A 21207-nucleotide genomic window follows, 5' to 3' on the forward strand; every position below is an offset into this window, starting at 1 on the left:
GGCCTGACAAATTCGATAAAGTTAACCATTAGGTCAGCTTTTCGGCTTTTCAGCCCTTCGTATCGTCAGGAGGGCTCCTGAGACCAGAGATTTCCCTGTACACCATAACGACATGGGCGGAATTCATAACCGTCCAGAGGATGATCCATGTCCAACCGTGATATATCCCGGCGCTCCTTCCTGCAGGGCGGGTTGATCGCTGGCGTCAGTGTGACGCTGACCCCGCTCAGCTCCCAGGCGCTGGCTGCCTTGATGGAAAACAGCGTGACCGTGCCGTCCGAGCAATGGCTCGGCAACAACGGCAAGGCACGCATGCGCAATGACTCATTGTCCAAGGTCTGCGGCAGCAAGGTATTTGCCCGCGACATCCGGGCCAAGGACATGCCGGGCTGGCCGCAGCAACAAGGCCACGCGATGCTGCTCAAAACCATTCGCGCCGACCGCATTTATGACGGATTCGACCTGTCGTTGCTGGGTGCCGAATTGCAGCCTGATCGCATCGTCACCGCTGAAGACCTGGACAAGGACGGCATCGTTTTCCCTGAAGACCACGCGCCCGATCCGCTGCTGCCAACCGGCAAGGTGCCGATGTTCATCGGCCACCCGGTAGCGATCCTGATCTGGAACGACTTCGAGCGTTTCCGCCAGGCCAAGAACATGCTCAAGTTCAACGACAAAGCGATTCGCTATGGCGCCAAGGCGCCGTTTTACACGCGCGATCCTTATGGCAGTTTCCGTTACGTGCGGGTCGGTGGGGCGACCTCGGCAGATGAAGATGAATTCGCCAGCCTGAAGGACTCGATCCTGTTCCCGATGATTCGCGAACGGCGTCCGGTGTGGAACGCCCAGCCGAACCTGCATGGCAACCTGACCGAGCGCGGTCTGTTTTACGCCGATCGCATGAAGCAGCAACTGGAAAACCCGCCAGAAGGCTGGATGGTTTTCGACGAGCGCTACAAGACGCCGTCGATTGAACCGGCTGCAATGGAACCGGACAACGGCAACGGTTGGTACGACCCGGCGACCAGGACCCTGCATTTTGTCGTCGCGACCCAGTGTCCGCTGGAGGCTGCGACCGAAACCGCGAAGATGATCGCGCCGTCGCGGTTTGGCTTGAGCACGCTGAACATGCACCCTGGCTACACCGTCGGCTACGGCTCCAAAGACCACAACATCTTTGTCTACTATGCGGCTTTGGCGGCGTTGTATGGCGGCGGTATGCCGGTGCGTCTGGCCAACGACCGTTACGAGCAGTTCCAGAGTGGTATCAAGCGTCATCCGTTCGACATTCGCTACCAGTTGGCCGTCGATAAGCAGGATCACACTTTCAAGATTTTCCGCGCGGACATGAGCGTCGACGGTGGTGGGCGGATCAACTACAGCCCTTCGGTGGCGGCGGTCGGTGCGACAGCCGCACAGTCGATTTACTACATGCCGCAGAACGACCTGCAAGTGACCGCGTACCATTCGCGTGGTGTTGAAGCCGGCTCCATGCGGGGTTACGGCACCCTGCAAAGCATGGCCGCCACCGAAATGATGGTGGACGAAATTGCCGATCGTCTGGGCATTGATGCCATCGACCTGCGCAAGAAAAACGTGCTGCTGTCCGGGATGAAAAACACCCAGGGCGCGGTGCCGGCCGGTGCGTTGCGCCTGCATGAAATTCTCGAAAAAGCGGCTGGCAACGAGCTCTGGAAAAACCGTCACGGGTTGAAAAAACAAGAGGACGCCAAGGACCCGGACAACTGGTACGGGATCGGCTTCGCCATTTGCCAGAAAGACTTCGGCACCGGTTCCGAAGCACCAATGGCCAGTATCGAATTCACCGCTGACGGGCATATCACGCTGCGCCATATCGGCATCGAGATTGGCACCGGCATGTCCACTTCCCAGGCCTTGGTGGTCGCCGATTTCCTCGGCAACCCGGCCAGTGAAGTGAAGACCGGCGAAACCGAATGGAAAGAGCTGCAGCTGACCAGCAGCGGCAACCCCTACCTCATGAGCCAGGCCGAGCAGGATGCGATGCTGCGCAACCCGCGCTGGGTCGGCAAGATCGCCTCGGCATCATCGGCGACCAACTCTGCCTATTACTTCAGCCATGCGACCCGTGAAGCGGCGCGAGTGTTGTTCAATCACGGCCTGTGGCCGGCCGCCGTCGAAATCTGGCGTCAGGGGCCGTTCGGTGGTCAGGCCAACCCGTATGTAGTGCGCCGCGAAGATGCCCATTGGGTGGACGGCAAACTGACCGCCAACGGCATGGAACCGCTACCATTTGCGGTGCTCGCCAAACGTGCCCACGAGCGTGGTCTGGTGACTGGCGCGACGGTGCACGGTTTCAACCGCTGGAGCTGGGCCGAGGCCGAGTACAGCATCAATGGCGTGCGCGAGCGGTTGCCGCTCGATGGACTCGCCGTGAAGTATGGCGACGGTGCGCCGAACGCGATCAAGGCGCAGATGAACAGCGCCGGTTTCCACCTGCTGGATCGGCAGAACATTGCCTACCCGGCGACCCAGTTGAACAACGCGGCGGTGACCTATTACAGCCCCGTGGCGACGCTGGTTGAACTGAAAGTGAACAAGGGCTCGGGCGAGGTGAAGGTCCTCAACCATCACTCCTGGCTTGAATGTGGCCGGGTGTTGGTGCCAGAACTGGTCAAGGGCCAGATCGAGGGCGGGATCGCCATGGGCATCGGCCACGCGCTGCTGGAAGAGATGCCGCTGTACGAAGGTGGACCGGGGGAGGGTGACTGGAACTTCAACCGTTACCGTTTGCCGCGCGCCAAGGACGTCGCGGTCTGGACGCAGACCGCGGAAATCCTCCCGCCATTGTCGCCGAGCGACCCGTCCAAGGGCATTGCCGAAGTGGTGATGATTCCGGTGGTGGGCGCCATCGCCAACGCCGTGGCCCATGCAATTGGCAAACGGGTCCGTGACCTGCCTATCACTCCAGCGCGCATCAAGGAGGCCCTCAATGGCTAACCGTCCGCTTCAAATGACCCTCAACGGTCAATCCGTCGGTCCCGTCGAGGTCCCTGATGATCTGCCGATGATCGATTATCTGCACGAATACCGAAACCTCACCGGCTCGCGCCTGGGCTGCGGCCAGGGCATTTGTCACGCCTGCGTGGTGATTGTCGACAACCCCGACGGCACTAGCGAGGAAGTACGCACCTGCATTACCGGCGCGCATTACTTCGAGGGCAAGAAAGTCCGCACCATCGAAGGCCATGCGAGCCGCGATGAAAGCGGCAAGGTCACCGAGCTGACCCCGATTCAGCAACGCTTCGTCGACGAGTTCGCCTTCCAGTGCAGCTATTGCGCCCCGGGCTTCGTCAACGCTGCGACCGTACTGGTGGAAAAACTCCAGCGTCAGCCGATCAGCAAAAGCCAACTGGAAGCGGTCATCGAAGACAGCCTCGGCCACCACATTTGTCGCTGCACCGGCTACGTGCGCTATTACAGCGCCACGCGCAACGTGCTGACCGATCTCGGCCTGGTCAAGGAGGGTTGAGCATGAAGCGACTACTTTCCAGCCTTGGCACGGCGGTTGGCCTGGCTGTTTCGCTGATGGCGATCCAGCAGGCCCAGGCGGCCGATCAGCAGCAGATCAAGCGCGGTGAATACCTGGCGCGGGCGGCGGACTGCATGGCTTGCCACACCGCGCCCGGTGGCGCGCCTTATGCGGGCGGCCTGCCGATCGTGTCACCGTTCGGCACCATATATGGCACCAATATCACCCCGGACAAGGACCACGGGATCGGTCTGTACAGCGACGACGAATTCTTCGCTGCGCTGACCGAAGGCAAGCGTCGTGATGGCGCCAACCTGTACCCGGCGATGCCGTACACCTCGTATCACCTGATGCCGCGTGAAGACTCCGACGCCATTCACGCGTACCTGCAGACGGTCGCGCCGATCAACCGTGCTGCACCGGTCACCCGCCTGAGCTTTCCGTTCAACGTACGTTTGGGGTTGATGGGCTGGAACATGCTCTACGGCAAGGACGTGAAGCTGGCGCCGGCTGACGGCAAAAGTGAGGAGTGGAAACGCGGCCAGTACCTGGTCGACGTGCTCGGCCACTGTGGCGAATGCCATACGCCGCGTGGTTTGCCCGGCGCGATGCAACAGGACAAGCGCATGACGGGTGGCCTGCTCAATGGCTACCTGGCGCCCAGCTTGCTCGCCAACGATCTGGCGGCACGCGGCTGGACGCATCAGGACCTGAGTTCTTTCCTCAAGCACGGCATGAGCGCTCAGGGTACGATGTTCAACGAGATGTTCCCGGTGTTCCATAACAGCACCCAGAACCTCAATGACCCGGACCTGGCGTCCATGGCGACTTTCCTGCTCGGCGACCCGCCACCGCAAGTGCGGGTGTTGAGCGAAGTGCCGTTGGACAAAATGACCGAAAGCGCCCGGCGCGGCCGTCAGGATTACCTGAACGTTTGCGCCGGTTGCCATGGCGTCAACGGCGAGGGCAAGCCGCACATCGCGGTGGCGATGCAAGGCAACACCACGTTGCGCCTGGAAGATCCGCGCAACCTGTTGCGGGTGATTGAAGACGGAATTGGCGAGCAAAAATTTGCCGGCTTCGAGCGCATGCAACCGATGCCGGGTTTTGCCGACAAGTTGAGCAATCAACAAATGACGGACCTGATCAGCTATTTGCGTCAGGCTTGGGGCGGTCAACCGGCTGATCTGCTGATCGGCCAGATCGAGCAATTGAAGGCAGATGCTCCCATTGAGCACAAGGCACACTGATATGCAGCATCTTGACCTGCAAGTGGTTCGGCGAGCGTTGGCCTGGTCCAGCGCTGGCCAGCGTGTATGGCTCTGCAGCGTGCTCGGCACCTACGGCTCGGCGCCTCGTGCGCCAGGCTCGATGTTGGCGGTCAACGCCAGCGGGCAATGGATTGGCTCGTTGTCGGGCGGCTGCGTCGAGGACGACTTTCTGGCGCGCATGGCCGAAGGGGCGTTTCTCGACGCCGTTTCGGTGGTGCGTTACGGCGAGGGCGATGATCCGCGTTCCACGATAAAACTGCCCTGCGGCGGGTTACTCGACGTGCTGGTGGAAAAGCTTGAGCCCGAGTGCGAGGTGCAAGCCCATCTGCGCGAACTGGAGTCCGCGTTGCTGGGGCAGCGCCGTTTGATTCGCGAAGTGAATCTKGCCAGCGGTGCACGCAGTCTACTGGTTGACCGTGAACACGGGCCGCGTATCGAACGGGAAATCGACCGGGTGCGTGTGCGTGTCGGTGCGGCCCAACGCTTGTTGCTCGCCGGTTATTCCAGCGTGTCCCAAGCGTGTGCCGAGTTTGCGGTGGGGCTGGGTTTCGAAGTGATTCTGTGTGATCCGCGTGATGAGGTCCTCGAAGGGGTGGTCCTTGAGAACGTCGAAATTCGTCGCGAGTTGCCGTCGATGTTCATCGCCAAGGGTGGTTGCCACAGCGATACCGCCGTGGTGGCGCTGACCCACGATCCGCGCATCGACGACCTGGCCATGATGGAAGCGGTGCGCACCGAGGCGTTTTACATCGGTGTGATGGGCTCGATGCAAACCTCGCAAAAGCGCTTTGAGCGTTTACGGCGTATCGGTGGTTTGGGAGAGGCTGAACTGGCGCGTATTCACGCGCCGATCGGGCTCAATCTGGGCAGCAAGACACCCGCGGAAATCGCCTTGGCAGTGCTCGCCGATATCCTGCGTATTCGCAGCGGTATCGCTCGGGATCAACTCTGAAAAACAGCGTGTCGGCGTGCTGCCGATCCCTGGCGAGTCCCGGCTTCAGCGTATGAGCCGGGACTTGCTTAGCGGAATCGAGGCAGTGGCCGGTCGACAGGTTTGAGTGATGTCAGCGCGTTCTGAATCAGCGGGGCATCTTTCTCGATGTCTTGCAGACGGTCGCGAATTTTCATCGCGGTGGGGTGGCCGCCATGGATGTCGACCCAGTCGGCGATTTCCTTGCAGGCAGCCGCCAGACGCGCCTGACGTGAGTCGAGCAGGGTCAGCAAGGTAGTGATGGACTCTTTTTCGGACATGAGAAACACCTCCGTATCAGAGAAGCTTTTGATCGAGCAACAAAACGCTCGCCGGGCGCGAGCGTTTGCCGATGGGGGTGCCGATCCTTCAGCTGGAATCAGTATAGACCCGCAATGCCAATGGCAGCGGAGCCGCGTGCAGCCTGGGTTTCAGACTTTGCGCGAGACCCGCGAGCTGGCGGCATTGAGCCGTCGGCACTCCTTCATGGCATCTTCCATACGCTCATAACCGTCACCGATAAAACCACCGCCGGTGCGCGTATCGGCGATCCGGTACCAGACCGCCGCTATCGTCTGCTGATGAGACACTTCACCCGCACGGCGACCCTGAGCGGTGGTCTTGTTGCAACGTTTCACAACGAATATGTCTTCCATGGCGTCACCGACGCTCCAGTTGTGTACACATCAACTATAGAAGCAAGTTGAAAAGGTGCAAAAGCGGTCTGTGCTGTTCGTCGCCTTACGCGAGGACCGCCACCGCCTTGATTTGCGCCCACAACTGCTGGCCGGGGTGCAGTTGCAAGTGATCGCGGGAATAGCGGGTGATGCGCGCGAGTAACGGTGTTCCGGCAGCGTCCAGGCGTACCAGCACATGGGCGGCGTTGTCCGCGGAAATTTCGCTGGTCACCGTCACTGGCAAGCGGTTGAGGATGCTGCTGAGTTCACCGCCCTGAAGACTCAGGCTGACATCGCGAGCCTGGACTTTGACGCGCAACAACTTGCCAACGGCCATAGGTGAATGCGCGACCCGCACATTCAATTGGCTGTGGGGCAGTTGCAGGGTCAGCAGTTGATAATGGGCGTCGTAGTCTGTCACCTGACCCTCGATCACCACGCCGGCATCGTCGCCCAAGGCCAGCGGCAGGTCGAGCCGCGCCAGCGTTTCGCCGATGGGCCCGCTCGCCAGGGCTTTGCCGTAGCTCAGCAGGACAATGTGGTCAGCCAGCCGAGCGACTTCATCCTGCGAATGACTGACGTACAACACCGGGATTTCCAGTTCGTCGTGCAGCCGTTCGAGGTACGGCAGGATTTCGCTTTTGCGCTGTGAGTCCAGCGCTGCCAGTGGTTCGTCCATCAACAGCAGTTTCGGGCTGGTGAGCAACGCCCGGGCGATGCCGACCCGTTGGCGCTCGCCGCCCGAGAGGTGTTGTGGATGACGGTCGAGCAAGTGGCTGATTCCCAGCAGTTCGGTGGCGTGGGCCATGTCGACCCGGCGTTGCTTGTGTGGAATGCGCCGCAGGCCAAACTCCAGGTTGGCCAGCACCGACAGATGGGGAAACAGGCTGGCCTCCTGAAAAACATAACCCAGTGCCCGTTTGTGCGGGGCGACAAAGAGCTTTTTGCTGCTGTCCTGCCAGACTTCGTCATTGATCTGGATAAAGCCTTGCTCGGCCTTTTCCAGGCCGGCGATGCAGCGCAGGCAGGTGGTTTTACCCGAGCCGGAATGACCGTACAGCGCCGTCACGCCGCGACCGGGCAGGTGCAGGTCGACGTCCAGGGAAAAATCCGGGTAGCTCAGTTTCAGCCGAGCGTGAATCGTTGAGGTCATCGATCAGCTCCAGCCGGCTTTGGTTTTGCGGCTGGAGTACAGCGCCAGCAATACCAAAAACGAGAACACCAGCATCGCCCCGGCCAGCCAATGGGCCTGGGCATATTCCATGGCTTCGACATGATCGTAGATCTGCACCGACACCACGCGGGTTCTGTCCGGGATATTGCCACCGATCATCAGCACCACGCCGAACTCACCCACAGTGTGGGCGAAGCCGAGAATGGCCGCAGTGATAAAGCCTGGCCTGGCCAGCGGCAAGATCACGTTGAAAAAAGTGTCCCAGGGGTTGGCGCGCAAGGTGGCGGCCACCTCCAGCGGACGCGGGCCAATCGCCGAGAAGGCGTTCTGCAGTGGCTGGACGACAAAGGGCATCGAGTAGATAACCGAACCGATCACCAGCCCTGCAAAACTGAACGTCAGCGTGCCCAGCCCCAGTGCTTGGGTGAACTGGCCGATGACCCCGTTAGGGCCGAGGGTCATCAGTAAATAGAAGCCGATCACCGTCGGCGGCAGCACCAGGGGCAGGGCGACGATAGCGCCGATGGGCCCGCGCAGCCAGGAGCGGGTACGCGACAGCCACAACGCAATCGGAGTGCCGATAACCAGCAGGATGGCCGTCGTCAGGGACGCCAGCTTGAGGGTCAGCCAGATGGCGGAAAGGTCGGCACTCGATAGCGTCATTTAGAGTTGGTAACCGTAGGACTTGATGACGGCAGCGGCTTTAGGCCCTTTGAGGTAAGCAACCAGTGCCTTGGCGGCAGGGTTGTCTTTGCCTCTGTTGAGGATCACTGCGTCTTGTTTGATCGGGTCGTGCATGTCGGCTGGAACGATCCACGCCGAACCGCCGGTGACTTTGCCGTCTTTATAGATCTGCGACAAGGCGACGAAACCTATTTCCGCATTGCCGGTGGAGACGAACTGGTAGGCCTGCGTGATGTTCTGGCCTTCGACGATCTTGCCCTTGACCTTGTCGGTCAGGCCCAGTTTAGCCAATACCTGGGTGGCCGCGAGACCGTAAGGGGCGGCTTTCGGGTTGGCGATCGACAGGTGCTGATAGGTGTTGTCGCTGAGCACTTTGCCTTTGGCGTCAACGTAACCGTCCTTGGCCGACCACAGTGCCAGGGTGCCGATGGCGTAGGTGAAACGCGAACCTTTGACCGTGTCGCCTTCGCTCTCGAGTTTTTGCGGGGTGCTGTCGTCAGCCGACAGGAGCACTTCGAACGGCGCACCGTTTTTGATCTGGGTGTAGAACTGGCCCGTGGCGCCATAGGCGGCGACCAGTTTGTGCCCGGTGTCTTTTTCGAAGTCGGCGGCAATCGCCTGGATCGGTGCGGTGAAATTGGCCGCGACCGCAACCTGGACTTCATCGGCGTGGGCTGAGCCAAGCACGAACACGGCGAGCAAGGATGCCAGGCAAGTGGGGGCAAAACGTGAGGCACGAATAGACATGAAGCGGCTCCGGGGTTGGCAGGTGCAGTGGGCAGTTTTTATTGGGGAGTGGACTGCACCGGTGCGAAAGGATGAAACGCTATATAGGTGAATATATAGCGAATTGCCGACAAACGGAACGTATCAAATACCACGCAATGAGCCGATACGCACTCGGCCCCCCGTTACCCCCGTTACCCCCGTTACCCCCGTTACCCCCGTTACCCCCGTTACCTCGTACCCCGTACCTCGTAGCAGCTGCCGAGCCTGCGAGGCTACGTTCGAGGCGGGCCGCGTTCGGACGAAGTCCTCGCAAATCCTGCAAACGCGGTTTGCCTGAAAGAACGCATGGCCTGATTCAGCGACTGCTGCGCAGCCGAACGCAGCCTCGCAGGCTCGACAGCTGCTACGGGGCCGAACGCAGCCTCGCGGGCTCGGCAGCTACGGGCTTTTTGATCGTTACCACGCAAAGCATGGGAACGATCAAATGGTGTTTAGCGACGCGCCATCAAGGCCAGCGCCTCGTCCGCCAGACGCCGGGTCAACTCAGCGGTCGGTAATTCAATCCCAAGCCGCAGCGCTTGTCCGGCCCAGAGGTTGCTGAAGTCCGCCTCATCCTTGGCGCGTAGCGGCATCAGTGCACCGCCCGCCAGCGGGAAGGCCGGAGCTTGCGGGCTGATCGGGCCGAGTTCGCGCATGACCCGATTGAGAATCCCCCGTGCAGCCCGCCCGGTGAAAATATTGGTCAGCGCCGTCTCGCTTTCCTTGGCGCTGCGCAAGGCCCTGTGATGGGAGGCGCTGACCTTGGCTTCTGGAGTAAACAGGTAGGCAGTGCCCAGTTGCACCGCCGAGGCACCCAAGGCGAAGGCGGCGACGATTCCGCGCGCATCGCCGATCCCGCCTGCGGCGATCACCGGTACGCTGACGGCATCGACGATCTGTGGCACCAGCGCAAAGGTGCCGACCTGACTGTTCAGGTCATCACTGAGAAACATCCCGCGATGGCCTCCGGCCTCGTAACCCATGGCGATAATCGCATCGCAGCCATGCTGTTCCAGCCAGATCGCCTCATCGACGGTGGTCGCCGAGGACAGGACCTTCGCGCCAGTGGCTTTGACCCGATCGAGCAGGGACTTTTCCGGTAGGCCGAAGTGAAAACTCACCACCTGCGGACGGAACTCTTCGACCACCGCGCAGGCGGCGGCATCGAACGGTGCACGATTGGAAACCGGTGTCGGTGCGTCGAAGTCAGCGCCCAACTCGCGGTAATAGGGCTCCAGCAGGTTTTTCCATTGCTGAGCGCGTTGCTCGTCGGCCACCGGTGGTTGATGACAGAAAAAATTCACGTTGAATGGGCGCTCGCTGTGTTGCCGGATCGCCTTCAGTTCTTCGCGCAACTGTTGGACGCTGAGCATGGCCGCGGGCATTGAGCCCAGGGCGCCGGCGTTGCTGGCCGCAATGACCATGGCCGATCCGGTAGCGCCGGCCATGGGAGCCTGGATAATCGGTAATTCGATGCCGAGCAGATCAAGAATACGGGTGTCAGGCCACTGGTTCATCGCAACGTCTTCCTCATGACAAGAGTCGGTTATGTAGCAGGAGTCAGCGTCAAAAGACCAGTGGCCATTAGGCGCAGATGCCGAGTGCAATAAAGCGTAGCCTCCGGTTGTGCCGGCGCTCGGGCCAATGCATTGTGGCCGCTTGTAGTGGATGTTAATCGTTAACGACGGAGGAACTGTTCCATGGATTTGAAGCAACTTGAGGTTTCACCATTCCGCGTATCAGGATTGCGTGTACGTACGTTTAACAGCGCCGAGCAGCAGGCAGCTACCGCCAGAATCGGTCCGATGTGGCAGCGATTTTTTGCCGAAGGGCTGTTTGACAAGATTGCCAATAAGAAGCCGGACTCACCGGCTTACGGGGTGTACTCCCACTATGAGTCCGATGCCTCGGGGGCTTTCGACGTGACAGCCGGGGTGGCGGTCAATGAAGCTGCTCCCGGTTATGAAACCATTGAGGTGCAGGGCGGCCAGTACCTGGTTTTCGAAGCGAAGGGGGCGATGCCCGGCAGTGTCATCGAGGCGTGGGGCAGGGTCTGGGCGTACTTTGAGGCCAACCCGCAGGTCAAACGCCGATTTGCCACCGACTTCGAGGCCTATACCGGCCCTGAGTCAGTGGCCGTGTATATCGGCATTTTCTGAGATTGGGTTTCACGCGCAAGCAGTTGACGCTTGCGTTCCACCCCCCAGCGGTAGCCCGAGACATCGCCATCGCTGCGTACCACCCGATGGCAGGGAATGGCCACCGCGAGGTTGTTGGCACCGCAAGCCTGGGCCACGGCACGGAAGGCTTTTGGCGCGCCGATGCGCTGGGCAATTTCGGCGTAGCTGGCGGTGCTGCCCGCCGGAATATCGCGTAGCGCCATCCACACCCGCTCCTGAAACGCCGTGCCGCGCACATCCAGCGGCAGGTCCAGGCCAAGCGCCGGGGCTTCGATGAAACCCACCACCTTGGCAATCAACTGCTCGAACTCATGGTCGGCGCCAATCAGGTTGGCCTGACGGAACCGGTCTTGCAGGTCGCAGACCAGCGCATGGGGATCATCCCCCAAGAGGATCGCGCACACCCCGCGTTGACTCTGCGCCACCAGAATCGCCCCTAATGAACATTGGCCAACGGCAAACCTGATGTCGGTGTTCTGGCCCGCGGCGCGATAGTCGCTGGGCTTCATGCCGAGCAGGTGATCGGCGGACTCGTAAAAGCGACTGTTGGAATTGAAACCTGCCTCATACAGCGCGTCGGTCACCGAACCGGCGACCTCCAGGCGTTCACGAACCCTGCGTGAACGTTGTGCAGTGGCATATCCCTTGGGCGTCAGGCCAGTGACAGCCTTGAACACCCGGTGAAAGTGGAAAGCGCTCATTCGCGCGGTCTCTGCCAGTTCGTTCAGGCTGGGCAATGTCTCGGCAGCCTCGATTTGCCGACAGGCTGCGGCGACCAGTGCGGCGTGTTGCTCGGCGAGATGAGTCTGGTCTGTTGCCGCGCGTTTGCTCGGGCGATAACCGGCCGCCTGAGCCTGTTCCTCGTTGTCGAAAAACTCGACGTTTTCCGGTTTCGGCAATCGCGCCAGGCTGCTGGGGCGGCAGTAGATCCCGGTGGTTTTCACCGCGTAGACAAACTGACCGTCAGCGCGCGGGTCGCGCGCCAGCACCGCGGACCAACGGGGATCTTGTTCTGTGGTGGGTTTGGCAGTGGTCATGGGGGATACCGGTAGAAGGTTTATTCATACGGAGCCTAGCGAGTGTGGGCGGTGAGGACACTCCGGCGCTTGCGGTCAAATTCCGGGTTTTATCCCGCCGTGCGGAACGTGAAGTTGATCCGCTGTCCGCCCAGTCGTGGGTGATGACCGTCCTTGAGCGGCAGCACGCCGTGATAACGCAAGCGATCCACGCCGCCCCAGACCACGATGTCACCGTGAAACAGCGGCACTCGCAGGTGTGTGTCGCCGCGCTTGAAGCCGCCGAACAGGAACATCGCCGGCAGACCGAGGGACACCGAAACAATCGGCGGATCGTAGGACCGTTCATCCTTGTCCTGATGCAGCGACATCTTGGCGCCCGGCAGGTATCGGTTGATCAGGCAGGCATCGGGCTCAAAGTGATGGAAACCGGCTGCTCGTGCGGCAACCTGTGCCATTTCCCGAAAGATCTCGGGCATCTCCGGCCAGGGCTGGCCGCTGACGGGATCGATGCGAGTGTAGCGATAGCCACTGCGATCGGTGGTCCAGCCCAGCGTGCCACAACTGCTCAAGCCGACCGACATGGTGAAACCGCCGGGGGTGACCATCTGCCGAAACGGTGCGGCCCGTAGAATCTTCTCCAGCAGCGGCAACAATTGCTCCACCCAGGGCAGGGCAAAACCCCGGAGTACGAAAGACTGTTCGCCGATTTGCTCGGTCCTGGCCGGTTGCCGGTCTTCATCGGCAAACAGCTCGAAGGTGGTTGGAGGCATCGCTTTACTGCGCATCGTGAAAGATCACTCCAAGGGTATGCCGTTTGCCGCTGTGCAGGCGACTGACACCGTGGCGCAGGTTCACCCGGTAATCGCCGCGAACACCTTTGACCGGGCGCTGATGCACGGCAAAAATCAGCGCATCGCCTTTATCGAGGCTCATCACCATGGGCCGTGATTGCATCCGTGGGCGCTGCTCGGTGAGCACGAACTCGCCGCCGGTAAAGTCTTCGCCGGGAGCGGACAGCAGAATCGCCACTTGCAGCGGGAACACATGCTCGCCATACAGATCCTGATGCAAACAGTTGTAGTCCTGCGGACCATATTGCAGCAACAGCGGCGTAGGGCGCTCCTGTCCCGCGTCATGACAACGTTGCAGGAAGGCTGCGTGTTCCGTGGGAAAGCGGCCGGGCAAGCCCATCCGTTCATTCCAGCGATTGGCCAGCGGGACAAGCCTTGAGTAGAGCGTGCCGCGCAGGCAAGCAACGATATCCGGCAGCGGGTACCTGAAATACCGGTACTCGCCGCGCCCGAAACCATGCCGGGCCATTATCACGTGCGAGCGGAAAAGCGCAGGCTGAGCGTAGAGCGCGCTGAGGTCTGCGCATTGCTCGGGGTTGAGCAGTCCTTTGATTGTCGCGCAGCCGTCCCGGTCGAGGTCTTGCTCCAGGGAAGGCCAATCCAGTGCATTGATGCGCGAGGCCAGAGGCTGTTCGCCCATTGCACGGACACCGTCGATATAACGCGCTACTGAGGTGTTGTGCGGCAAAGAAATGGACATGTCCGGCTCCTGAACTCAAGGTTGAGGTGTGCCAGTCTGGGGAGTACGAAGGCGGGCGACACTCCGGTGCTTGCGGTCTAACTCCGGAGTGGTTGTGCCAGGGGTTACAGCGCTTTGCTGACCTTTATATCGCTGATCCCGGACAAGTCGCCGTGAATCGCTTGAAGTGCCGCTCTGGCTTCTTCTTCGGTGCCGGTTTCAAGCTGGGCGAACTCGAAGCGGCGTTCTTCGTTAAGCTTGTATTTGATGACGTATTTAGTCGTTTGGGCCACGGTCGTACCTGTCTGTCGCAGTGCGGGCCGAGGTCTCAGCTGAGTTTCGAGCTGGACCGGCGGATGATTTTGATCGAGTGGGTCAGGGTCGGTTTGCGGGTCACGCTGATCGGCCGGCGGTTGACGGTGTCGATGGTGATGTTCCAGAAACCGGTGCTTGGCGCGGTGATTTTCGCCGGGAAGGTGTCGAACGCGCCGCCGTGGTAGGTGTGGCGGCCGCCATTCTTGAAGCTGCGAAAATTGGCGTCGTTCATCAGGCGGATGTTGCACATTTGGGAGCATTGAATGACGACGATGTCATCTTCATTGAGGTGCTCGCGCTGGTGGATAAATTTCATGGGGGCGCCTCCAGAAGGGCTTTTTCTACAAAATCAAAACGATAGCATGGGCGATGGCGCAGTTTATCAGCCCGAACGGTTTATTATCGGGCTACCGCGAGGTGCTTTGACAATTAAAAACAGCTATTCAGGTTTTTATGGGTGATAAAGCAGCGGTCTCCGGAGAAAAACAGTATTTGCGCTGTCGGAGGGTCTTTAAGGGAGGATTCGTATGAAGCGGGGTGTTTTGGTACTGGTGTTGGCGATGAGTGGTTGCGCGACTGTCTCGGACATTAGTCAGACGCTGCCGACCATGAATGTGATCTCGGGGAAAAAACCTCAAGCGTACGCCGACTGCGTGGCCAAGCATTTGGCCAGTACCCGAGGGGCTGTGCAAATGGAGCCCTACAACAAGGACGGCGTCCGGGTCATTGTTCCAGGAAAACTGTCTGCGAGTCCGTCTGCGGTGTTTGACATCGAAGAACGATCCAGCGGGAGTAGCATCAAGCTCCACGAAAGCATGTCCAATGTGCCAATTCGGCCCGGAGATGTGCAGGATGCGGCCAACAAATGCATTTCTGGCTCATAGTTTTTTGGCGATTCCCTCTCGCTCGCTGAATTTGAAATTGGCTGATTGACCGTATCGTCCGATAAACTGTCGCCAATCAGCAGGAGTGCCGTCCAGCCTCGGGCTTGGACGGCACTGTCATTTCTGGAGTGGTCAATGAAGCGAGAGCAAGTAAGAGAGCGGCATGCAGAGGGGCTCATTTCTGCGACGCATGTGATTCAAAACCCGGCAAACTCCGGGGAATGGATTGTGTTCTTCAAGAAAAGTGCAGGGCGCAGCTATTTCCTGGTGGATGAAAATGATGAGGTCGAATCATTCGCTCGGCTGGATGATCTGATCGAGACCGTACGCGGGCTCGGGATCAAATTCGCCGAAATTCACATGTAACGGCCATAGCGTCTTGCCGGTTACTTGCACACCACTACAACGCTGCGGCTCTTGTAGTTGCCAACGTCGACGCCCAGGGTCTTGTCGCTTTCCTTGGTGGCTGGCGTGCCACCGGTGCCAATGATCCGATAGCCGGTTCCAGCGCAGGAATCTTCAGCCATTTGATAACATTTGGCCCAGGAGTTGGCTTCACCCGAGCAGTCGATCGACAGGCCTTGCTCGCCGTTATTCAGATAGGTTTTGGACGCAGTGGCGCAACCGCTCAAGGCCAACACCGCAATCAGAGCCAGATATTTTTTCATGTGAGGGTCGTCATCGAGTGAACAGTGTGTAAGGGCGTGAGTCGCCCTGCAGCGAGATGCTATAGCGAACAACCATTGCGGTACAGACAAACACAAAAAAGCCCTGCGCGTTTGCAGGGCTCTTTCGAGCGGCGGTGTTACTCAGACTTGGCGCCGCGCCGCTTGGGGGCAGGCGGGGTGTCTTGCAGCACCGAGGCCACTTCAATCGCCAATGCCTCTGTGGGGAAAGGCCCAGCGATGTTTTCGCCGCTGACGCTGTCGACCCACCACTGGCCATCTTTGGCTTGATTGATCAGGTAACCGTTTACGCTTTTTGCTGCCGACATCTATCTGCCTCGTTGGCTGGTTCAATCGCGCAATGATAACTGGAAAAGCCCCCCGGTGCGTTCACTGGTCTAAAGTGAAGTCTTTGCGTTGTTCCGTCCGTCTTGGCCTGGAGGCTAATCTGCGTTGTTGCGGAACTATCCGCCGGAATATTTCTCTATGATGGCATCGGTTAGCCAGTGTGGGGCATTGTAAGGTGCTCGCCGGCTGATTAGACTGCGCCGAAACTCGTACACACAGCCCTTTTAAGGACTTTTATGATCAAGAAATGCTTGTTCCCAGCAGCCGGTTACGGTACTCGCTTCCTGCCAGCGACTAAAGCCATGCCTAAAGAAATGCTGCCGGTGGTGAACAAGCCACTGATCCAGTACGGCGTTGAAGAAGCGCTGGACGCTGGTTTGACAGAAATCTCCATCGTGACCGGTCGTGGCAAACGCGCCCTGGAAGACCACTTCGACATCAGCTACGAGCTGGAAAACCAGATCAAAGGTACTGATAAAGAGAAGTACCTGGTCGGCATCCGCAAACTGCTCGACGAGTGCTCGTTCTCCTACACCCGTCAAACCGAAATGAAAGGTCTGGGTCACGCGATTCTGACCGGCCGTCCATTGATCGGCGACGAACCGTTCGCGGTCGTGCTGGCGGACGACTTGTGCGTCAACCTGGACGGCGACGGCGTACTGACCCAGATGGTCAAACTGTACAAACAGTACCGTTGCACCATCGTTGCGATCCAGGAAGTCGACCCTCAGGAAACCCACAAATACGGCGTGATCGCTGGCGACTTGATCGGCGATGACCTGTACCGCGTCCGCAACATGGTCGAGAAGCCAAAGCCGGAAGATGCTCCATCCAACCTGGCAATCATCGGTCGTTACATCCTGACTCCGGACATCTTCAAATTGATCGAAGAAACCGAGCCAGGCAAAGGCGGCGAGATCCAGATCACCGACGCGCTGATGAAACAGGCGCAAGACGGTTGCGTGATTGCCTACAAGTTCAAAGGCACGCGTTTCGACTGCGGTGGCGCTGAAGGCTACATCGAAGCGACCAACTTCTGCTTCGAACACTTCTACAAGACGGGTAAGGCTTACTAAAAGCGCTTCGCTGTTTTGTTCTGAAAAGCCACCTTCGGGTGGCTTTTTCGTTTTTCGGCCCCATGTCAATCGCAGCGCTGACCGAGAAAGCTGCAGCGGGTATGCTTGTGGCCTGCCGAGGAGATTGAAAATGGCCTACGATTTTGACCTTTATGTGATTGGCGCCGGTTCCGGCGGTGTACGAGCAGCGCGCTTCGCTGCAGGTTTTGGCGCGAAAGTCGCTGTGGCCGAGAGCCGCTATCTAGGCGGAACCTGCGTCAACGTTGGCTGCGTGCCGAAGAAGTTGTTGGTTTACGGGGCGCATATTGCCGAAGACTTCGAGCAGTCGCAGGGCTTTGGCTGGTCGTTGGGCGAGGCGAATTTCGATTGGGCAACGCTGATCGCCAACAAGGATCGCGAAATCAATCGGCTGAACGGTATCTACCGCAATCTGCTGGTCGGCAGCGGCGTAACCTTGCATGAAGGCCACGCCAAAATCGTTGGCCCGCATGAGGTCGAGATTAACGGCGAGCGGCATACCGCCAAGCATATTCTGATTGCCACCGGTGGTTGGCCGCAGATCCCCGAGATTCCGGGGCATGAGCACGCTATCAGTTCCAACCAGGCGTTTTTCCTCAAAGCGCTGCCCAAGCGCGTTCTGGTGGTCGGTGGCGGCTATATTGCCGTAGAGTTCGCCGGGATTTTTCACGGGCTGGGCGCCGAAACCACCTTGCTGTATCGCGGTGAACTGTTCCTGCGTGGCTTCGACGGCTCGGTGCGTAAGCATTTGCAGGAGGAACTGACCAAGCGCGGGATGAACCTGCAATTCAATGCCGACATCGAGCGCATCGAAAAACAGGCCGACGGCAGTTTGAACGTAACCCTCAAGGATGGTCGCGAGTTGCAGGCGGACTGCGTGTTCTACGCCACGGGGCGTCGTCCGATGGTCGACAACCTGGGGTTGGAGAACACCAAGGTCACGCTCGACAAGAAGGGCTTTGTCGAAGTCGACGAGCAGTATCAAACCGCTGAGCCCTCCATTCTGGCGATTGGCGATGTGATCGGTCGCGTGCAACTGACGCCGGTAGCACTGGCGGAAGGCATGGCGGTGGCTCGTCGGCTGTTCAAGCCTGAGCAGTATCGTCTGGTCGACTACAAGATGATTCCCACGGCCGTATTCAGCTTGCCGAACATTGGCACCGTTGGCCTGAGTGAAGAGCAGGCGAGGGATGAGGGTTATGAGGTGCAGATTTTCGAAAGCCGTTTCCGGCCGATGAAACTGACCATGACCGAGTGCCAGGAGCGCACGTTGATGAAATTGGTGGTGGACGCCAAGACCGATAAGGTTCTGGGTTGCCACATGGTCGGCCCGGAAGCGGGCGAGATCGTTCAGGGCCTGGCGATTGCCTTGAAGGCTGGCGCCACCAAACGCGATTTCGACGAAACCATCGGCGTGCATCCTACCGCTGCCGAAGAGTTCGTCACCATGCGCACACCGGTAGCCGGCTAATCGTCTCAGATCAAATGTGGGAGCAGCCGGGCGGCGTTCCGTCTGCTCGCGATGAGGCCATAACATTCACCATTGTGGGTGACTGTTACACCGCTATCGTCGGAGCGCCGCCCGGAGCAGGCTCGCTCCCACAATGCGACTTGGGCTCCGGATCGCTGAAAAGGCTGTTGGCGAATGGATATGGTTTTCTTCTATTGATAGTGCAGACTAATAGCGAAAACCAATTACCAGCATCAGGTTTGCCAATGAGCCATCCGTCGGTTGAGTGCGTAGGATTCACTCCATCAACTTCTCAACCCTGACGGAGAGTCAACGATGCCTATCATCAACAGCCACGTAAAACCGTTCAACGCTACCGCATTCAAAAACGGCGCATTCGTCGAAGTGTCGGACGCCGATCTGAAAGGCAAATGGTCCGTCGTGTTCTTCTACCCGGCCGACTTCACCTTCGTTTGCCCAACCGAGCTGGAAGACCTGGCTGACAACTACGATGCATTCCAGAAGCTTGGCGTAGAAATCTACAGCGTGTCGACCGACACCCACTTTGCCCACGCCGCCTGGCACAACACTTCGCCTGCGATCGAAAAAATCAAGTACACCATGATTGGCGACCCGACCCACGTGATCTCCCGCAACTTCGACGTGCTGATCGAAGAAGTCGGCCTGGCCGACCGTGGCACCTTCGTGATCAACCCTGAAGGCCAGATCAAAATCGTCGAACTGAACGACGGCGGCGTTGGCCGTGATGCTTCCGAGCTGCTGCGCAAAATCAAGGCTGCCCAGTACGTTGCCGCTCACCCGGGCGAAGTCTGCCCAGCCAAGTGGAAAGAAGGCGAGGCCACCCTGGCTCCGTCCCTGGACCTGGTCGGCAAGATCTGAGTCTGTGAGTCGATTGAGGGCGATGAGCTCTTAAACACGTAAACCGCATCGCCCCAAAAAACGCCTGGGCGAATCTGCCCGGGCGTTGTTTTTTCTACCGTATACAAAATGGAAATCGCCCGTATGTTGGACGCCAATCTTAAAGCTCAGTTGAAGTCATACCTGGAACGGGTCACCCAGCCGATCGAGATCGTCGCCTCCCTCGACGACGGTGCGAAATCCCAGGAAATGCTCGCCTTACTCAAAGACGTAGCCAGTCTTTCCCAGCAAATTACCCTGCTCGACAACGGTACCGATGCGCGCAAGCCATCGTTCTCGTTGAACCGCCCAGGAAGCGATATCAACCTGCGTTTCGCCGGTATCCCCATGGGCCACGAATTCACTTCGCTGGTGCTGGCCTTGCTGCAAGTCGGCGGTCACCCTTCGAAGGCCAGTATCGAGGTGATCGAACAGATCCGCTCGCTCAAAGGCGAGTTCAACTTCGAGACCTATTTCTCGCTGTCGTGCCAGAACTGCCCGGACGTGGTCCAGGCGCTGAACCTGATGGCGGTGCTGAACCCGAACATCCGTCACGTCGCCATCGACGGCGCGCTGTTCCAGGACGAAGTCACTGAACGGCAGATCATGGCCGTGCCCAGCATTTATCTGAACGGCGTGAATTTCGGTCAAGGTCGCATGGGCCTGGAAGAAATCATCGCCAAGATCGACACCAGCGCCATCGAGCGTCAGGCCGAGAAGATCAGCGCCAAAGACGCCTTCGACGTACTGGTCGTCGGCGGTGGGCCGGCCGGTGCTTCGGCAGCAATCTACGCCGCCCGTAAAGGCATTCGTACCGGCGTTGCAGCCGAGCGTTTTGGTGGTCAGGTGCTGGACACCATGGCAATCGAAAACTTCATCTCGGTACAGGAGACGGAAGGGCCGAAGCTTGCCGTTGCGCTGGAAGAACACGTCAAGCAATACGACGTCGACATCATGAACCTGCAACGCGCCGACAAGCTGCTGCCGGGCAAAAACGGCGAGCTGCACCAGATCCAGTTCGCCAGCGGTGCTTCACTGAAAGCCAGGACCGTCATCCTCGCGACCGGTGCGCGCTGGCGTGAAATGAACGTTCCGGGCGAGCAGCAATATCGCAACAAAGGCGTGGCGTACTGCCCGCACTGCGACGGCCCGCTGTTCAAAGGCAAGCGCGTTGCGGTGATTGGTGGCGGTAACTCGGGTGTTGAGGCGGCTATCGACCTGGCCGGTATCGTTGCTCATGTCACGCTGCTGGAGTTCGACGTGCAGTTGCGTGCCGATGCGGTGTTGCAGCGCAAGTTGCACAGCCTGCCGAACGTGACCGTGATCACCAGTGCGCAAACCACTGAAGTGACCGGCGACGGGCAGAAGGTCAATGGCTTGCGTTACAAGGATCGTCAGTCAGGCGAAGTATTGAGCGTCGAGTTGGAAGGGATCTTCGTGCAGATCGGTTTGTTGCCGAACACCGATTGGCTCAAGGGCACCGTCGAGCTGTCGCCGCGCGGCGAGATCATCGTCGATAACCGTGGCGAGACCTCGATACCGGGTGTGTTCGCTGCAGGCGATGTAACAACCGTGCCGTACAAGCAGATCGTGATTGCGGTCGGCGAGGGTGCCAAGGCATCGCTGAGTGCCTTCGATCACCTGATCCGCACGTCTGCCCCGGCATAAACGCCAACGCTGAAAACACAAAACCCCATGAGTGATCATGGGGTTTTTTTGTGTCTTGCGCATTTCAAGTGTGGGAAGGGC

Annotated in this window: 24 protein-coding genes; 11 read left to right on the forward strand and 13 right to left on the reverse strand. The window is 59.3% G+C overall.

The genetic code is table 11. The features are described from left to right. The first annotated feature begins 147 nt into the window (after positions 1-147). Genes AC1DHT_RS18565 through AC1DHT_RS18580 form a run of 4 tightly spaced genes read left to right on the forward strand, consistent with a single transcriptional unit; the run spans position 148 to position 5734 of the window. Positions 148-2979 carry a xanthine dehydrogenase family protein molybdopterin-binding subunit gene (locus tag AC1DHT_RS18565; protein WP_427537081.1) on the forward strand — a complete coding sequence of 944 codons (2832 nt, stop codon included), beginning with the start codon at positions 148-150 and terminating at the stop codon, positions 2977-2979. Beyond that, positions 2972-3511 (forward strand): (2Fe-2S)-binding protein, encoded by a 540-nt coding sequence (locus AC1DHT_RS18570; protein ID WP_427537079.1) that lies wholly within the window; start codon positions 2972-2974, stop codon positions 3509-3511. The genes AC1DHT_RS18565 and AC1DHT_RS18570 overlap by 8 nt, the downstream gene beginning before the upstream one ends. A 2-nt stretch (positions 3512-3513) precedes the next feature. Then, entirely contained in the window at positions 3514-4761 is a 1248-nt protein-coding gene (locus tag AC1DHT_RS18575) for a cytochrome c (protein WP_427537077.1), read from the forward strand. Between the two features lies 1 nt (position 4762). Beyond that, the gene (locus tag AC1DHT_RS18580; protein ID WP_427537075.1) at positions 4763-5734 is read left to right on the forward strand and encodes an XdhC family protein; all 972 of its coding nucleotides are present in this window, start codon (positions 4763-4765) and stop codon (positions 5732-5734) included. A 68-nt stretch (positions 5735-5802) separates the two neighbouring features. On the opposite strand, the gene AC1DHT_RS18585 is transcribed toward AC1DHT_RS18580, so the two are convergent. From AC1DHT_RS18585 to AC1DHT_RS18610, 6 genes are all read right to left on the reverse strand, one after another. Continuing rightward, positions 5803-6033 carry a hypothetical protein gene (locus AC1DHT_RS18585; RefSeq protein ID WP_054597737.1) on the reverse strand — a complete coding sequence of 77 codons (231 nt, stop codon included), beginning with the start codon at positions 6031-6033 and terminating at the stop codon, positions 5803-5805. A 150-nt stretch (positions 6034-6183) separates the two neighbouring features. After that, positions 6184-6408 (reverse strand): hypothetical protein, encoded by a 225-nt coding sequence (locus AC1DHT_RS18590; protein WP_427537073.1) that lies wholly within the window; start codon positions 6406-6408, stop codon positions 6184-6186. A gap of 85 nt (positions 6409-6493) precedes the next feature. Further along, positions 6494-7582 (reverse strand): molybdenum ABC transporter ATP-binding protein, encoded by a 1089-nt coding sequence (gene modC, locus AC1DHT_RS18595; protein ID WP_427537071.1) that lies wholly within the window; start codon positions 7580-7582, stop codon positions 6494-6496. Positions 7583-7585: 3 nt separating this feature from the next. Continuing rightward, positions 7586-8266 carry a molybdate ABC transporter permease subunit gene (modB, locus tag AC1DHT_RS18600; RefSeq protein WP_427537069.1) on the reverse strand — a complete coding sequence of 227 codons (681 nt, stop codon included), beginning with the start codon at positions 8264-8266 and terminating at the stop codon, positions 7586-7588. After that, positions 8267-9034 (reverse strand): molybdate ABC transporter substrate-binding protein, encoded by a 768-nt coding sequence (modA, locus tag AC1DHT_RS18605; protein ID WP_427537067.1) that lies wholly within the window; start codon positions 9032-9034, stop codon positions 8267-8269. Between the two features lie 473 nt (positions 9035-9507). After that, a complete protein-coding gene (locus tag AC1DHT_RS18610) occupies positions 9508-10572 on the reverse strand; it encodes an NAD(P)H-dependent flavin oxidoreductase (RefSeq protein WP_427537065.1) in 1065 nt (354 codons plus the stop codon). A gap of 183 nt (positions 10573-10755) precedes the next feature. On the opposite strand from AC1DHT_RS18610, the gene AC1DHT_RS18615 reads away from it, so the two are divergent. Further along, a complete protein-coding gene (locus AC1DHT_RS18615) occupies positions 10756-11214 on the forward strand; it encodes a GyrI-like domain-containing protein (RefSeq protein WP_427537063.1) in 459 nt (152 codons plus the stop codon). Here the strand turns inward: AC1DHT_RS18615 and ada are convergent. The 5 genes from ada to AC1DHT_RS18640 form a co-directional block, all read right to left on the reverse strand. Continuing rightward, a complete protein-coding gene (gene ada / locus AC1DHT_RS18620) occupies positions 11169-12272 on the reverse strand; it encodes a bifunctional DNA-binding transcriptional regulator/O6-methylguanine-DNA methyltransferase Ada (RefSeq protein ID WP_427537061.1) in 1104 nt (367 codons plus the stop codon). The two genes, AC1DHT_RS18615 and ada, sit on opposite strands and share 46 nt — an antisense overlap. An 89-nt stretch (positions 12273-12361) precedes the next feature. Next, positions 12362-13039, reverse strand: coding sequence for a DNA oxidative demethylase AlkB (alkB, locus tag AC1DHT_RS18625; RefSeq protein ID WP_427537059.1), 678 nt, complete (start codon positions 13037-13039; stop codon positions 12362-12364). Then, positions 13029-13745 (reverse strand): 2OG-Fe(II) oxygenase, encoded by a 717-nt coding sequence (locus AC1DHT_RS18630; protein WP_427537211.1) that lies wholly within the window; start codon positions 13743-13745, stop codon positions 13029-13031. Before AC1DHT_RS18630 ends, alkB begins: the two co-directional genes overlap by 11 nt. A 164-nt stretch (positions 13746-13909) precedes the next feature. Further along, positions 13910-14077: a hypothetical protein gene (locus tag AC1DHT_RS18635; RefSeq protein ID WP_427537057.1), complete on the reverse strand. Its 168-nt coding sequence runs from the start codon at positions 14075-14077 to the stop codon at positions 13910-13912. Between the two features lie 35 nt (positions 14078-14112). Further along, positions 14113-14415, reverse strand: a complete 303-nt coding sequence (locus AC1DHT_RS18640) for a DUF1883 domain-containing protein (RefSeq protein ID WP_019690029.1) — start codon at positions 14413-14415, stop codon at positions 14113-14115. Positions 14416-14626: 211 nt separating this feature from the next. Here AC1DHT_RS18640 and AC1DHT_RS18645 point away from each other — a divergent pair, with 211 nt between their 5' ends. Together AC1DHT_RS18645 and AC1DHT_RS18650 are read left to right on the forward strand one after the other, a co-directional pair. Further along, on the forward strand, positions 14627-14983 hold the full coding sequence (locus tag AC1DHT_RS18645) for a hypothetical protein (RefSeq protein ID WP_427537055.1): 357 nt from the start codon (positions 14627-14629) through the stop codon (positions 14981-14983). A 135-nt stretch (positions 14984-15118) separates the two neighbouring features. Then, positions 15119-15349, forward strand: a complete 231-nt coding sequence (locus tag AC1DHT_RS18650; protein WP_123583481.1) for a hypothetical protein — start codon at positions 15119-15121, stop codon at positions 15347-15349. Positions 15350-15369: 20 nt separating this feature from the next. On the opposite strand, the gene AC1DHT_RS18655 is transcribed toward AC1DHT_RS18650, so the two are convergent. Together AC1DHT_RS18655 and AC1DHT_RS18660 are read right to left on the reverse strand one after the other, a co-directional pair. Then, positions 15370-15651 carry a hypothetical protein gene (locus AC1DHT_RS18655; protein WP_427532375.1) on the reverse strand — a complete coding sequence of 94 codons (282 nt, stop codon included), beginning with the start codon at positions 15649-15651 and terminating at the stop codon, positions 15370-15372. A gap of 137 nt (positions 15652-15788) precedes the next feature. Then, the gene (locus AC1DHT_RS18660; RefSeq protein WP_427537053.1) at positions 15789-15977 is read right to left on the reverse strand and encodes a hypothetical protein; all 189 of its coding nucleotides are present in this window, start codon (positions 15975-15977) and stop codon (positions 15789-15791) included. 255 nt (positions 15978-16232) lie between these two features. On the opposite strand from AC1DHT_RS18660, the gene galU reads away from it, so the two are divergent. The 4 genes from galU to ahpF all read left to right on the forward strand — a co-directional run bounded on the left by galU (position 16233) and on the right by ahpF (position 21126). After that, entirely contained in the window at positions 16233-17072 is an 840-nt protein-coding gene (gene galU / locus AC1DHT_RS18665; protein ID WP_019690034.1) for a UTP--glucose-1-phosphate uridylyltransferase GalU, read from the forward strand. Positions 17073-17202: 130 nt separating this feature from the next. Then, a complete protein-coding gene (gene gorA / locus AC1DHT_RS18670; protein ID WP_442114575.1) occupies positions 17203-18561 on the forward strand; it encodes a glutathione-disulfide reductase in 1359 nt (452 codons plus the stop codon). Between the two features lie 315 nt (positions 18562-18876). Continuing rightward, positions 18877-19440: an alkyl hydroperoxide reductase subunit C gene (ahpC, locus tag AC1DHT_RS18675; RefSeq protein ID WP_054597722.1), complete on the forward strand. Its 564-nt coding sequence runs from the start codon at positions 18877-18879 to the stop codon at positions 19438-19440. 123 nt (positions 19441-19563) lie between these two features. Next, entirely contained in the window at positions 19564-21126 is a 1563-nt protein-coding gene (ahpF, locus tag AC1DHT_RS18680) for an alkyl hydroperoxide reductase subunit F (protein WP_427537049.1), read from the forward strand. Positions 21127-21207 lie beyond the last annotated feature (81 nt).

The sequence above is a fragment of the Pseudomonas sp. 05N432 genome (assembly GCF_056396945.1).

What these genes read in the sequence shown, in the direction of transcription:
- modA (WP_427537067.1), bottom strand. Translation starts at nt 9,034, where the DNA reads ATGTCTATTCGTGCCTCACGTTTTGCCCCCACTTGCCTGGCATCCTTG.
- AC1DHT_RS18615 (WP_427537063.1), top strand. Translation starts at nt 10,756, where the DNA reads ATGGATTTGAAGCAACTTGAGGTTTCACCATTCCGCGTATCAGGATTG.
- gorA (WP_442114575.1), top strand. Translation starts at nt 17,203, where the DNA reads ATGGCCTACGATTTTGACCTTTATGTGATTGGCGCCGGTTCCGGCGGT.
- galU (WP_019690034.1), top strand. Translation starts at nt 16,233, where the DNA reads ATGATCAAGAAATGCTTGTTCCCAGCAGCCGGTTACGGTACTCGCTTC.
- AC1DHT_RS18640 (WP_019690029.1), bottom strand. Translation starts at nt 14,415, where the DNA reads ATGAAATTTATCCACCAGCGCGAGCACCTCAATGAAGATGACATCGTC.
- AC1DHT_RS18645 (WP_427537055.1), top strand. Translation starts at nt 14,627, where the DNA reads ATGAAGCGGGGTGTTTTGGTACTGGTGTTGGCGATGAGTGGTTGCGCG.
- AC1DHT_RS18570 (WP_427537079.1), top strand. Translation starts at nt 2,972, where the DNA reads ATGGCTAACCGTCCGCTTCAAATGACCCTCAACGGTCAATCCGTCGGT.
- ahpF (WP_427537049.1), top strand. Translation starts at nt 19,564, where the DNA reads ATGTTGGACGCCAATCTTAAAGCTCAGTTGAAGTCATACCTGGAACGG.
- modC (WP_427537071.1), bottom strand. Translation starts at nt 7,582, where the DNA reads ATGACCTCAACGATTCACGCTCGGCTGAAACTGAGCTACCCGGATTTT.
- ahpC (WP_054597722.1), top strand. Translation starts at nt 18,877, where the DNA reads ATGCCTATCATCAACAGCCACGTAAAACCGTTCAACGCTACCGCATTC.
- AC1DHT_RS18650 (WP_123583481.1), top strand. Translation starts at nt 15,119, where the DNA reads ATGAAGCGAGAGCAAGTAAGAGAGCGGCATGCAGAGGGGCTCATTTCT.
- AC1DHT_RS18575 (WP_427537077.1), top strand. Translation starts at nt 3,514, where the DNA reads ATGAAGCGACTACTTTCCAGCCTTGGCACGGCGGTTGGCCTGGCTGTT.
- AC1DHT_RS18585 (WP_054597737.1), bottom strand. Translation starts at nt 6,033, where the DNA reads ATGTCCGAAAAAGAGTCCATCACTACCTTGCTGACCCTGCTCGACTCA.
- AC1DHT_RS18610 (WP_427537065.1), bottom strand. Translation starts at nt 10,572, where the DNA reads ATGAACCAGTGGCCTGACACCCGTATTCTTGATCTGCTCGGCATCGAA.
- AC1DHT_RS18590 (WP_427537073.1), bottom strand. Translation starts at nt 6,408, where the DNA reads ATGGAAGACATATTCGTTGTGAAACGTTGCAACAAGACCACCGCTCAG.
- AC1DHT_RS18660 (WP_427537053.1), bottom strand. Translation starts at nt 15,977, where the DNA reads ATGTCGGCAGCAAAAAGCGTAAACGGTTACCTGATCAATCAAGCCAAA.
- AC1DHT_RS18630 (WP_427537211.1), bottom strand. Translation starts at nt 13,745, where the DNA reads ATGGGCGAACAGCCTCTGGCCTCGCGCATCAATGCACTGGATTGGCCT.
- modB (WP_427537069.1), bottom strand. Translation starts at nt 8,266, where the DNA reads ATGACGCTATCGAGTGCCGACCTTTCCGCCATCTGGCTGACCCTCAAG.
- alkB (WP_427537059.1), bottom strand. Translation starts at nt 13,039, where the DNA reads ATGCGCAGTAAAGCGATGCCTCCAACCACCTTCGAGCTGTTTGCCGAT.
- ada (WP_427537061.1), bottom strand. Translation starts at nt 12,272, where the DNA reads ATGACCACTGCCAAACCCACCACAGAACAAGATCCCCGTTGGTCCGCG.
- AC1DHT_RS18655 (WP_427532375.1), bottom strand. Translation starts at nt 15,651, where the DNA reads ATGAAAAAATATCTGGCTCTGATTGCGGTGTTGGCCTTGAGCGGTTGC.
- AC1DHT_RS18565 (WP_427537081.1), top strand. Translation starts at nt 148, where the DNA reads ATGTCCAACCGTGATATATCCCGGCGCTCCTTCCTGCAGGGCGGGTTG.